This is a genomic window from Aquirufa sp. 5-AUSEE-100C1 (genome assembly GCF_054558655.1).
On record NZ_JBPXKO010000001.1, the window covers coordinates 638,129 to 650,646 of the forward strand.

Below are 12,518 nucleotides of genomic sequence, written 5' to 3' on the forward strand. Positions count from 1 at the left end.
AAATACGCCATATCTTTTATGATTTGCTGATTTATTCGAGAAAATAGTCTAAAATATTTTCAGAATCGCCGACAATATTTTAAAAGAAAAATCGTATTTTTGATTAAATGTGCAAGCTGTAACCAAATAATAATGCGACTTACAAAAAAATCAACAAGCTGGATTTTGGCCTTATTCATTTCGGGCCTTTCCTTTTGTGCTAACGCACAGCAAACCTTCATCTACAAAGACCAAACATTACACTTCCGTCAGGCGAAAGAATATTTTGATGCAAAAAATTACGTGGCGGCTCGTGAGGAGTTTAATGCTTATCTAGGAAGCATCGAACCGATGAGTAATGAGCAGTCGGGGCAAAAGGTATTAGCCGAATATTACATGACGATGTGTGCCTTGTACATGAGTCAGCCTGAGGCGGAAATACTTGCGGAGCGATTCGTCGCGAATAACCCGGAGCACCCACAAGCGGTCAAGTTATTACGTGGAATTGGTACCTTTTTCTATGAGAATGGGGATTATGCGAAGGCGATAAAATACCTTTCGCGGTCGTCTGATACGAATTTAGAGGCAAAATATCGCTTAGGAGTTGCTTACTATGAATTGAAAAACTTCCCGGAAGCATTAAGTGTATTCAATGATATCAAGACGGAGCAGGATGAGGAATATTCATTCTCGGCAGCCTATTATGCGGCCATCATCCAATTTAATGACAAACGATATGCGGATGCGGTGCCGGATTTCATGAAGGCGGAAGGAAGTAGTAAATACCGTCGGGAAATTGCCAACTGGGTTGCCTTGTGTTACAACAACCAATCCAAATTCACGGAATTATTAAATTTTGCGGAGCCCATTTTGGCGAAGAAGAATTCAGGTTATCGTGTGGATGAGTTGTCCCAATTAGTGGCTGATGTACAATTTAAACTAGAAAAGTTCGACAAAGCGGCCAAAAGCTATGAGGTTTTGATTAAAGCGAGCAATGGTAAAATTGTCCCTCTATCTCAGTATCGTTTGGGATATTCCTTGTATAAGATTAAAAAATACAATGATGCAGCAACACAGTTAAAAGGTTTATTGGCCGCAAAAGACTCCTTAAGTCAATATGCAGCCTATACCTTGGCTTTGGCACAATTAAATGCAGGCAATTTACAGGCAACATTGGATGCCTTTGATATAGCTCGTAAAATGCCGTTTAATGCGGCAATTCAGGAAGAATCTGCATTCAATCACGCAAAAGTCCATTTGGATTTAGGGCATGCATCGGAAACCATTCAAGAGATTCAAGCATTTAATGCACAATATCCTAAAAGTAAGTTTGCGGAGGAAGCGACTGAATTAGTGGCTGATGCCTTTATTAATTCGAATAATCTTGAGATTGCAATAAATTATTTGAAGGGGATAACGAAACGTTCTCCGCGTTTAAATGAGGCTTATCAAACCTTGAGTTACAATTTAGGGGTTCGGGCGTACAATGATGAACGTTTTGATGCGGCAATTGATTTATTCAACAAATCGATTGAGACAGCCCAAAATGATCGCTACACGGCTTTGGCGTCCTTGGGAAAGGCGGAAGCTTTGAGTCAATTAAAGAAGTTTGAAGATGCGATTGAATTATACAGTCCTTTATTGAGTGGAAAAGGACAAACGGAGGATTTCATCCAACAGGTACGAATTGGTTTGGCCTTTGCCTATTTCAATACCAAGGAGTTTACAAAGGCAAACAATCTATTCAAGGCCTATGTAGATCGCTTAAAAGCGACACCGAATGCGAAAAACAATCCGACTATCTTAATTCGTTTGGCGGATACCTATTTGATTTCACGTAAATACCAGGATGCGTTAACTTATTACAGCCAAGCAGCTGAAGTTGCGAAAACGGAAAAGGATTATGCTTTGTATCAAAAGGGGATGACTTTAAGTTATTTGAATCGTGATGCAGAAGCACGTCAGGCCTTCAAACAGGTTCGTAACGGTTTCCCGGATTCAAAATATGCAGAAGATGCTCTTTATCAAGAGAATTTACTATTGTTTAATGCCAATAATTACAAGGAGGCCATTCTTGGATTCACCGAGATTATTGAAGCAAAAACCAAAAGCGAATTTTTAGCATCGGCCATTTTAAAGCGTGCCCAATCTTATACAAATACAGAACAATTTGAGCTCGCTTTAGCAGATTACAAACGAATCATTAATGAATTCTCGGGAGATAAGATTGCCAAAGATGCCTTAATTGGATTACAAGAAAACCTGATTAAAGTCGGTCGTCCCGAAGAATTCAGTCAGGTACTTGAGAATTACCAGAGTTCGACGAATACGGTCGAGGATGCCGATGCCATGGATTTGAAATACAGCGCGGCAAAGGGTATATACGATGGTAAAAAGTTCGATAAAGCGATTCCAGCTTTAAAAGAGTTTGCTAGCAAATATCCCAACGATGAGAATGTGGTTGAAGCTTATTTCTTAATTGCAGATGCGGCAGATCAAATTAATGATTCGACGGAGGCATTGGTCGCTTACAAAAAAGTGATTGAGCAAAATGCTCACCCACAGCTAAACAAAGCGATTATACGTGCTGCAGAATTAGAGAGCAAAATGGGTAACTATGTTGAATCTGTCGGATTCTACCGCATGCATGCGAGTAAAAACCCTGAGGGAGAAAACCGATTGAACGCTTACAATAATATCTTCAAAGCGTTTTATGCAGCGAAATTATTGGATTCCGTAGGGAAGGTCATCACAGAAATTCAACCTTTAGACCTCTATTCAAAGGAAGAACAAGCAAAGATGAGTCGGGGCTTAGCAGAAGCCTATTCTGATAGTACGAGCTTAGGTCTTCGAACAGAATGGTTGAACAAAACAATTGAATTGGATCCGAAAGGGGATATTGGAGCCGAGGCACAATATCAATTAGCGGTTCAATTATCCAAAGAGGGAAAGATTAAGGAGTCGAATGAGATGATCACCGCGAAGTTTAAAAACGAATTTGCCGAGGCATCGGATAGTGTGATGGGGCGGGCGTATATTTTGTTGGCGACCAACTTCGTTTCGTTGAAAAATCTTCCACAGGCTAAGGCTATATTAAAATCAGTCATTGACAATTCGACTGACAATGAGGTCATTGAAATAGCCAAAACAACTTTAAAAAGCTTACCCCTTAAATAAACGAATATGAAATTTCAAATGAAAAAAAATCCAATAATCATTTGTGGTGTACTCATGCTTGGGGTATCAGCGTCATTATTTGCCCAAGACAAGAAGGAAGGAAATATCCAAAATGATGATATCATTTTGGAAAAGGAAAGAAAGATTGTCCTTCAGCCACAGATTTCACGCAATTTTGAACCACTCAATGAAATCGAGAATTCGAAAAAAGGGCGGAGCATGAAATATGAATTTGTTGATCGGAAATGGGAGGCAATAAGCAATACCTTATTGACCACTTCGATCATTAATCCTCGGGAAGGGGATGAATTGGTTTCCTCCTTTGGTCCTAAATTCAAGAACCTGATAAAAATTGGTGCTGGAAATTATGGACATACCTTATTAAATGGTCATTTTGGATTTAGTCCTAAAGAGAATCAGTTTCAAGGCGTTTACATAAACCATGATGCCAATCGCCGGGGACCGGTGAGCCTAGGGAATTCAAGTCGCAATGAAAACGAGGCAAAAGTCTATAGCAAAACTTTCACGGGTAACTATTTTTTAGATGGACAGATAAGCTTTAAAAGAACAGAGAATAATTACTATGGACGTCCGGAGGAAGCATTTACTACCTTAGCAGCCATAAAAGATTTAGAAATCGCTTACAATCGGTTTAATTATTCAGGCAGCATTTCAAACGCTAAAAAAGACGCTAAATTCGACTACATCGCTACATCGGGTTTAAATTATTTAACGAATAACTACACGAGCCGTGAATGGATTTGGGAAAGTAAATTGCATGGAATCCTGCATGTAACGGATAATTTCTCTGCTTATTTGACGGGGGAAATGAATTTGTCAGAGAATACTTTCGAAAAAGTGAAAGACAATAATCGTCGGGAATTATACCGAGTTAAGCCTACTTTTTTATACAAGAATAATCGCTTAACTGTTACAGGAGGGCTAAACATTGTGAACGAAAAAGACAAATCGGTTACTTTAAACAAAACGCGCTTATTCCCCTTGTTGAAGGTGGATTTTAAACCAACTGACTTTCTTCATGTATTTGTGGGATTGGGCGGAGATACGTATTTCAACAGCTATAATCAATTCACGAATGAGAACAATTGGTTAGCACCACGTACAGCACCGAATTTGCAAAACACCACGCAAAGTTCGAATATCTATGGAGGTTTAAAGGGCTCCAATGAGCGTAATCTAGATTTTGAATTGAAATTCGGCTACTCAGAATTCAATAATTTAGCCATGTTTGTCAATAATACAGCTGATCCATCTAACTTCGGAATTGTGTATTCAAATACGAAAGTGGAAAAGACAGCCAAGGTATTTAACATGTCGGGACAAGTTAACTATCAGACCTTTGACAAGGTACTGTCTATCTTAAAATACGACTTCAACACCTACCAGGATATTGTATATGATGAAGCCGAATTAGCGGGGATAGATAAACCGATACATCGTCCAATGATGAATTTATCTTTCACCAATTCGATTACATTTAAGGATAAAATCATAGTATCCCCGGATGTCTTTTATATTTCTGGCTTGTATCGATTTGAGAAGTCCTTAGGAGAACAAGTGGAACAATTACCTGATATCATTGATTTGAATTTGAAGGTTAATTATTTGATTACGAAGAAGTTTAATATTTCAGTTAGTGCAAATAACTTATTAGGTAAGAATTACGAGCGCTATTTTAAATACAAAAATCAGGGGCTTAACTACACGGTAGGGGTAGCCTATTCATTTTAATAAGGACGATAATGAATCCAATGATCGAATTTATTGAGACCTTGCTTTATACGCATGATTGTGTGATTATTCCACATTTTGGAGGTTTTGTATTGAATACAAAAGATTTCCAATTAAGTGAAAACGATCAACTAATTGTACCAAAATCGAAATGTGTGGCATTCAACGAGCGTTTGCAATCGGATGATGGATTGGTGGCTACAGAATGGGCAATAGCGAAAGGAATTAACCAAAAGCAGGCCTTTGCAGCAGTACATCGCTTTGCGGAGGAGTTATCATCGAAATTAAAAGCAGAAAAAACACTAGAATTTGGTAAAATAGGGGTATTTAGTTTGAGTCATTCAGGTCGAATCCAATTTGAACCGAATCAAGAAATTAATTTTGATTTGAATCAATATGGTTTGTTCCCTGTGAGCATTGGTCTAATAAAGAGCAAACCTGTATTAATTCCGAGTCCTGTTGAAAAATCGAGCGAAGATTTACCCATTGCAGAATCTGAACCAATCAAAAGAGTCAATCAAGGTCAATTTTATGGTTATGTGCTCCTTGCCTTTTTCATTGGAGGAATTGCGGCATTTTATTTGACAGAACCGAATTCACGTTTTGTCACTAGTTCCTTTAGTCCGTTAACGATTCGGATCAAAAAGGAAAAAACGATTGAACGTAAAATAACAAAGCCCGCGGAGATCCAAAAGGAAGCAAACAAGGTTGAGGAAAAAGCGGATGTACTGGTGCCAGTATCATCAGGAATTTATTTGGTTGTAGGGAGCTTTAAAACGGAAGCCAAGGCAGCCCTTTGTCAAGCTGAATTAGTGGCAAAAGGTTTTGAAGACGTAAAAATCATTGAAAAGGGAGCAGGAGAGGTGCATTTCCGCGTTAGTTTGGGTGAAGTAGCCGATTTCAACGAAGGCTATTCCGCAGCGGCACGTTTAAAGTCGGAAAAGAAATTAGACATTTGGGTTTACAAAAGATAAGCAATATGAGCGTTAGCTATTCACAAAAAGATTTTGAAAAAAAGAATCAAATCAAAGCATTGATTATAACGATTCTGATAAATACGATCTTGTTTCTATTGATTTGGCAGGTTAAAATCTGGAATGAATCCCCGAGTCCAAAAATCCCTAACATGGAAGAAGCTCAGGCAGGCGAGATTACTTTTGAGCAAGAGCCGCCAGCACCTGCTCCGGAACCTAGGGCGCAAGAAGAAATTACGCAAACAACCAAGCAAGAAGAAACAAATTTAGTTACGCCCATTACAAGTAACGCTCCGAGTACGGTTACCGTGAAAAAAAATCCGGAAGTAATCCCTACCGTAGAAAAAGAAGTTGAGCCGGTCATCGATCAAAGTTTAACCATGGGAAAAAGAGCTGCCAAAAGCGGTTCTTCAGGTTCAGGAACGGGAACGGGCACGGGAAGTGGTTCTGGTAACGGAACAGGCTCAGGCAGCGGTAGCGGTGGAAGCGGAAAGGGCTCAGGCGCTGGAAATGGAGAGGGCAAAATAGCCGATGAGTGGACCTTTGATACTAACTCTTTAAAAGGAATTGATAATGGATCAGAGACAGGAGAAATAACCTTCTTCATCCGTATCAATGAGAAAGGAAATGTAACTGAGATTCGCATCGACCGGACTAATGTGAAATTATCTTTGGCTGAGAAATATAAAAAATTAATTAAAAACGCGCGGTTTACACCCAAAAGCGATGGTATTAGACGTGGCGCTAGTGGTATGAAAACCATCCGAATTAAGGCTACCAACTAATTATGATGAGTTACGAAGAAGTCATCAGCTTCTTGTATGCGCAATTGCCTGTCTTTCATCGCGAAGGAAAAAAAGCTTATAAACCCGGATTAGGGAATATTGAACAATTGGCTGAACGATTGGGAAATCCACATCAAGCGTTCAAATCCTTGCATATTGCCGGGACAAATGGCAAAGGGAGTAGTTCACATTTTATGGCCTCCATTTTACAGGCACATGGTTATAAAGTAGGCTTATATACTTCACCGCATTTAAAGTCATTCACAGAACGGATAAAAATCAATGGCCAAGAAGTACCCAAATCTTGGATAGTTGATTTTTTCATGACTTATCAGCCATTATTATCCGAAATCAAACCGAGTTTTTTTGAATGGACGGTGATTATGGCTTTTCAATACTTTAAAGAACAGGGCGTTGATTATGCGATAATTGAAACGGGTTTAGGGGGCCGCTTGGATTCGACAAATATCATTCAGCCGCTTGGATGTCTCATTACAAACATCGGCTATGATCACCAAGATATCCTAGGCGATAGCCTGGAAATGATTGCAGCAGAAAAGGCAGGAATTATAAAATCGAATATTCCAATCTGTATTAGTGAAAAGCAAGTAGATACGACGGCCATTTTTGAGGTTAAATCAAAAAACACAAATTCTCCCATTCGATTTGCAAGCGATGAGGTTACGATAATTTCCCACAAGCCCGCGCAAAGGGGGATGGATCTGTCCGTCCAAACTAACAAATGGGGGATTTTAGAATGTCAGAGTCCCTACGGGGGGATTTATCAAACCCATAATTTGGCGGGTATTGTTGCTTGGTGCGAACAATTGGCCGATTTGAATATTATTCCATTCGATTCAGAAAACATTTTAAAAGGGATCAAGGACTGTCGTACGAATACAAATCTTCGAGGACGATGGGAGGTTTACCAAGAAAGTCCGTGGATTATAGCAGATACGGCACATAATGAATCAGGAATTCGAATGGTATTGGAGCAAGTCGCCCAGTACAATCCTAGGAATGTAACCATCGTTTTAGGAATGGTTGCCGATAAAGACTTGCATCGTGTATTGTCCTTATTTCCGAAGGATGCGAACTATATTTTTACCTCTGCGCACAATCCGAGAGCCTTAAAGGCCGAAGAATTGAAAAATTTAGCGCAAATACATGGATTACAGGGAACTTTGAGTCTTGATGTCAATGAGGCAATCCAATTGGCTCAAGAATCCCATGCCGATTTTATTTTAGTAACTGGAAGCACCTATTTGGTTGCAGAAATTGATGATTCGTTTTGAGTAGACAAAAAACTTACAAATATGAATGGGCTGAGCGATTAGAAAATGTTATTCAATCACCCAAAGAATTCTGGTCGGCCTGCCAAGGCGCTTGGAACACCCAATATTTCAAGAATGATCACAAATTAGTCGTTGAACTAGGCTGTGGTCGCGGAGAATACACCAATGGACTCGGTCGGCTTTTCCCTGACATGAACTTTATAGGCATAGATGTCAAGGGTGATCGATTGGCAGCGGGTGGTCGGGAGGCCGTTTCATTGCAATTAAACAATGTTGCATTTTTACGTATTCAGATTCAATTCATTGAAGACTTTTTTCTTCCTAATGAAATCGATGAAATTTGGATAACTTTTCCGGATCCTCGAATGAAGGACCGCGACGAGAAGAAGCGATTGACATTCCCATTCTTTCTGGAGAAATACTTGAATTTACTGAAGCCGAATGGCATTATTCATTTAAAGACGGATTCGGAGCCTTTCTTTGATTATTCAATGGAACAATTCCGAGCGTATGGCTTACCCATTTTAGCCGAAACGAAAAATCTCTATGAGTCGGAATGGAATGAGGATCATTATGGAATCAAGACGCGTTTTGAGAAAATTTGGTATGACAAGGGCTACTCGATCAACTACGCAAGGGTACAAAACAAAAAAGAGGCTTAAAAGCCTCTTTTTGCAAATATAAATTTGGGAATAATTATCCAACGCGCGCGATCAAATCCGCAGCCCGTGAAGAATAACCAAACTCGTTGTCATACCAACCAACTACTTTCACAAGGTTACCCATTGCAGTAGTTAACTTAGAATCTAAGATACAAGAGTGTTGGTTTCCAATGATGTCAATCGAAACGATTTCATCTGTTGTGAATTCCAAGATACCTTTCATTGGACCATCTGCAGCAGCTTTCAAAGCAGCATTAATTTCTGCAACCGTAGCTTCTTTCTTCAATACAGCCGTAAAGTCTGTTACTGAACCATCTGGAGTAGGCACACGCATCGCATTACCATCCAATTTACCTTTCAAGTGCGGCAATACTAAACCTACCGCCTTAGCAGCTCCTGTAGATGTAGGAATGATTGAATAAGCTGCAGCACGAGAACGACGTAAATCGGAGTGAGGCGCATCTTGTAAATTCTGATCAGCTGTGTAAGCGTGAACCGTAGTCATAAAACCTTTCTCAATACCAAAAGCGTCATCTAAAACTTTAGCCATTGGAGCTAAACAGTTTGTTGTACATGAAGCATTTGAGATAATTGTCATATCATCCGTCAAGGTATCATCATTAACACCTAAAACAACAGTAGGAATATCACCTTTCGCAGGAGCAGAGATAATCACTTTACGAGCACCAGCAGTTAAGTGTTGGCCTGCGCCATCTTGATCGATGAAACGACCTGTCGATTCCAAAACAACATCAATTCCTAAAGCACCCCAAGGCAATTGCTTCGGATCACGCTCAGCGAAAGCCTTGATCACGTGTCCATTGACAGTAATGCTATCAGCATCCGACGTAACAGTTCCGTTAAAACGGCCATGTACTGAATCATACTTTAATAAGTGTACTAAAGTAGCGTTGTCAGTTAAATCGTTAATAGCTACGATTTCTACATTTTCTTTTTCCAATAAACGACGGAAAGTAAGTCGACCGATGCGACCAAAACCATTAATGGCAACTTTAATTTTTTTCATGGAATGAATTAATTTGATTTCCTTATTAAAAATCAAAAATAGCATTTTCATTGAACAATTCCAAGAATTCAATAATAAAACCTTGATTTAATCGTTTAAAACACAATATTAAACAATTGTAAATAATACGAAATTAATTAGCCATAAAGGTAATTATAGTTATTTTAGACTAAATTTTGCTGGATACGTTTTTTATTCAAAGATTTTTTGCATATTTGTATAAGCAAACGCTTCGCGGATCCAGTGGGGCAGGGGAGTGACAGAATGTCATTTGTTCTTTTTGCTAATTTTAGGCATCAAAATTCACCATATTTTATTTTGTTCAAATTATCAACTAACTGATAATCAGTATTTTACATATTTAAAGTTTAAGTTAAATTAACCTGAAATTTTGGGCATAAATCTTTGTCTAAAGGCTGATAAAACCATTTTATTTTTCAACTGGGGCTTCGATTAAAACCAATTAAGTGGTAATTTGCGTCTTCAAATTTTGGATACTTAACATATGAATTCAGTAGAACAGCTTATTTTATCAGCTTGGGATGCCCCAGAAACACGAAATACCACAGAAGTCATTGCGGCCATTGAAGAGGTTGTAGCGAAAGTGGATGCAGGTGAGTTGCGTACAGCCGAACCTTTGGCAGATGGCAGTTGGCAAGTAAACGAATGGGTCAAGAAGGCGATTGTCATGTATTTTCCGATTCGTCAAATGGCAGTTAGTGAGGTAGGTATATTCGAATACCACGATAAAATGCGTTTAAAAACAAATTATAAAGAATTGGGTGTACGCGTAGTTCCTCCTGCTGTCGCTCGATACGGAGCATTCTTAGCGAAAGGAACGATCTTAATGCCTTCCTACGTGAACATTGGCGCTTATGTCGACGAAGGTACCATGGTTGATACCTGGGCAACGGTCGGAAGCTGTGCGCAAATTGGTAAACATGTACACCTAAGCGGTGGTGTTGGCATTGGAGGCGTATTAGAACCCCCTCAAGCTGCACCTGTAATCATCGAAGATGGCGCCTTCATTGGTTCCCGTTGTATTGTCGTTGAGGGAGCACATATCGGTAAAAAAGCCGTATTAGGTGCCGGTGTGACCATTACTGGTAGTTCCAAAATCATTGATGTTTCGGGTCCAGAGCCCGTAGAATACATTGGCTATGTTCCTGAAAACTCGGTAGTAATTCCGGGATCTATTCAAAAGAACTTCCCAGCGGGTACCTATGGAGTACCTTGTGCATTAATTATTGGTAAACGTAAAGAGAGTACCGACTTAAAAACATCGTTAAATCAAGCCTTGCGCGAAAACAATGTGGTAGTCTAAACCAAAATCTATCCTTACCTTTACAACCCGGTTCTAACAACCGGGTTTTTTTATGGAAAATGAATTAAAAATTGGTGAATACAATCACCTACGCATTATCAAGGAAGTACCCTTCGGATTATATCTCGACGGATACGAAGATGAAATCTTACTTCCCCTGCAATATGTCCCTGAAACCTATGAAATAGATCAATATATTGATGTTTTCATATACCGCGATTCGGAGGATCGTATTATTGCAACCACGCTTAAACCGAAAGCAACCATCAATCAGTTTGCTTATCTAGAGGTTAAAGCTGTTACACCCCTGGGTGTATTTATGGAATGGGGACTTGCCAAAGACCTATTCGTTCCTTTCAGCCAACAGTTCCAAAAGATGTCGGTAGGCAGATCCTATTTAGTCTATGTTTACCTGGATGGCCAAACAGATCGTATCGTCGCATCCGCCCGAATCGAAAAATTCTTACCATTGACCGACGGAACTGAATTTACAATTGGTGACAAAGTTGATGCAATTCCTTTTGAACACACAGACTTAGGAATTAAATGCTTAGTAAACAATTGTAAAATCGGAATGTTATTCAAAAATCAAGTGTTTACAAATTTAACATTTGGAGAATCTTGCACTGTTTACATTTCTAACATACGTCCAGATGGTAAGCTCGATCTTCGCTTAGAACCTGTGGGGATGGTACGCATAGACAGTCAAGCAGAACGAATCCTAGCAGCGCTTAAGGAGAATAATGGAGTCCTGCAATTGCATGACAAGAGTCCTGCTGAGGAGATTTATGCACAGATGGGTATGTCCAAAAAAGACTTTAAAAAGGGGGTTGGAGCATTGTACAAAAGTAAACTGATTACGTTGTACGCTGATTGTATTTCACTTCTGTAATTCACATTTGTTCTTAGCTTTTGATTTGTTTTTGTTAATTTTTGATTTACTTTTGTTATACAAATTGTTTACAAAAGCACATCATGAACTTAAGTGAAAAGATCGAATTGTTAATTAAGCGTAAGCAGCTTAGTGCATCACAATTTGCCGATAAACTAGGAATACCACGTAGTAGCATCTCGCACATCCTTTCGGGACGTAATAAGCCTAGTTTGGATGTTGTACAGAAGATACTGCGTGTTTTCCCTGAGATTAGTGCAGAGGATTTACTATTTGAAGACAGGAGTTTAGGAGCTTCACTTGGTGTGAGTTCCCCAAAGGAGTCAGCAGCTACCTCGCCATCCCTTTTTGATGCCGTTTCAACAAGGCCCTCAGAATCGCCTAAAAATATTTTACCTGAGCCAACGATCGTACAATCAAATCTCAGACGTCAGAAAGAAAGTACTGTTTCGGCACCGACTGTTCCCCATATGGAGCCGGCTAAACCCGAGCGATTGGAAAAACAAATTGAGCGCGTATTAATTTTTTATACCGATGGCACTTTTTCAGAGAGTCGGCCGATATAATTAAATTTTCTGGACTTTTCCACTTATCCACGACTTATCCACAGTTGTGAACATCTTTTCACAATCGAAAAACACTTATCCACAT

At 39.4% G+C, this 12,518-nt stretch carries 10 protein-coding genes; 9 read left to right on the forward strand and 1 reads right to left on the reverse strand.

Going from position 1 to position 12,518, the window contains the following annotated elements; translation table 11 throughout:
• Positions 1–132: 132 nt before the first annotated feature.
• Genes ACMH5P_RS02795 through trmB form a run of 6 tightly spaced genes read left to right on the forward strand, consistent with a single transcriptional unit; the run spans position 133 to position 8,624 of the window.
• Complete coding sequence (locus tag ACMH5P_RS02795; RefSeq protein WP_459492790.1) at positions 133–3,156, forward strand: tetratricopeptide repeat protein; 3,024 nt, start codon at positions 133–135, stop codon at positions 3,154–3,156.
• 6 nt (positions 3,157–3,162) lie between these two features.
• Positions 3,163–4,908, forward strand: a complete 1,746-nt coding sequence (locus ACMH5P_RS02800; RefSeq protein WP_459492791.1) for a TonB-dependent receptor — start codon at positions 3,163–3,165, stop codon at positions 4,906–4,908.
• 11 nt (positions 4,909–4,919) lie between these two features.
• Positions 4,920–5,882 carry an HU domain-containing protein gene (locus ACMH5P_RS02805; protein WP_459492792.1) on the forward strand — a complete coding sequence of 321 codons (963 nt, stop codon included), beginning with the start codon at positions 4,920–4,922 and terminating at the stop codon, positions 5,880–5,882.
• 5 nt (positions 5,883–5,887) lie between these two features.
• A complete protein-coding gene (locus ACMH5P_RS02810; protein WP_459492793.1) occupies positions 5,888–6,667 on the forward strand; it encodes a hypothetical protein in 780 nt (259 codons plus the stop codon).
• A gap of 2 nt (positions 6,668–6,669) precedes the next feature.
• Positions 6,670–7,962 (forward strand): bifunctional folylpolyglutamate synthase/dihydrofolate synthase, encoded by a 1,293-nt coding sequence (locus ACMH5P_RS02815; RefSeq protein WP_459492794.1) that lies wholly within the window; start codon positions 6,670–6,672, stop codon positions 7,960–7,962.
• Positions 7,959–8,624, forward strand: a complete 666-nt coding sequence (gene trmB / locus ACMH5P_RS02820; protein ID WP_459492795.1) for a tRNA (guanosine(46)-N7)-methyltransferase TrmB — start codon at positions 7,959–7,961, stop codon at positions 8,622–8,624. The genes ACMH5P_RS02815 and trmB overlap by 4 nt, the downstream gene beginning before the upstream one ends.
• 34 nt (positions 8,625–8,658) lie before the next feature.
• On the opposite strand, the gene gap is transcribed toward trmB, so the two are convergent.
• Positions 8,659–9,651, reverse strand: a complete 993-nt coding sequence (gene gap, locus ACMH5P_RS02825; protein ID WP_459492796.1) for a type I glyceraldehyde-3-phosphate dehydrogenase — start codon at positions 9,649–9,651, stop codon at positions 8,659–8,661.
• Between the two features lie 505 nt (positions 9,652–10,156).
• On the opposite strand from gap, the gene ACMH5P_RS02830 reads away from it, so the two are divergent.
• The 3 genes from ACMH5P_RS02830 (at position 10,157) to ACMH5P_RS02840 (ending at position 12,433) form a co-directional block, all read left to right on the forward strand.
• Positions 10,157–10,975 (forward strand): 2,3,4,5-tetrahydropyridine-2,6-dicarboxylate N-succinyltransferase, encoded by an 819-nt coding sequence (locus tag ACMH5P_RS02830; RefSeq protein ID WP_459492797.1) that lies wholly within the window; start codon positions 10,157–10,159, stop codon positions 10,973–10,975.
• Between the two features lie 52 nt (positions 10,976–11,027).
• Entirely contained in the window at positions 11,028–11,867 is an 840-nt protein-coding gene (locus tag ACMH5P_RS02835; protein ID WP_459492798.1) for a CvfB family protein, read from the forward strand.
• A gap of 83 nt (positions 11,868–11,950) precedes the next feature.
• Entirely contained in the window at positions 11,951–12,433 is a 483-nt protein-coding gene (locus tag ACMH5P_RS02840) for a helix-turn-helix transcriptional regulator (protein WP_459492799.1), read from the forward strand.
• The last annotated feature ends 85 nt before the right edge of the window (positions 12,434–12,518 follow it).

Bases quoted from the DNA above. Each gene is read 5' to 3' on its own strand.
- ACMH5P_RS02795 (WP_459492790.1), top strand. From the start codon at position 133: ATGCGACTTACAAAAAAATCAACAAGCTGGATTTTGGCCTTATTCATT.
- ACMH5P_RS02800 (WP_459492791.1), top strand. From the start codon at position 3,163: ATGAAATTTCAAATGAAAAAAAATCCAATAATCATTTGTGGTGTACTC.
- ACMH5P_RS02805 (WP_459492792.1), top strand. From the start codon at position 4,920: ATGAATCCAATGATCGAATTTATTGAGACCTTGCTTTATACGCATGAT.
- ACMH5P_RS02810 (WP_459492793.1), top strand. From the start codon at position 5,888: ATGAGCGTTAGCTATTCACAAAAAGATTTTGAAAAAAAGAATCAAATC.
- ACMH5P_RS02815 (WP_459492794.1), top strand. From the start codon at position 6,670: ATGATGAGTTACGAAGAAGTCATCAGCTTCTTGTATGCGCAATTGCCT.
- gap (WP_459492796.1), bottom strand. From the start codon at position 9,651: ATGAAAAAAATTAAAGTTGCCATTAATGGTTTTGGTCGCATCGGTCGA.
- ACMH5P_RS02830 (WP_459492797.1), top strand. From the start codon at position 10,157: ATGAATTCAGTAGAACAGCTTATTTTATCAGCTTGGGATGCCCCAGAA.
- ACMH5P_RS02835 (WP_459492798.1), top strand. From the start codon at position 11,028: ATGGAAAATGAATTAAAAATTGGTGAATACAATCACCTACGCATTATC.
- ACMH5P_RS02840 (WP_459492799.1), top strand. From the start codon at position 11,951: ATGAACTTAAGTGAAAAGATCGAATTGTTAATTAAGCGTAAGCAGCTT.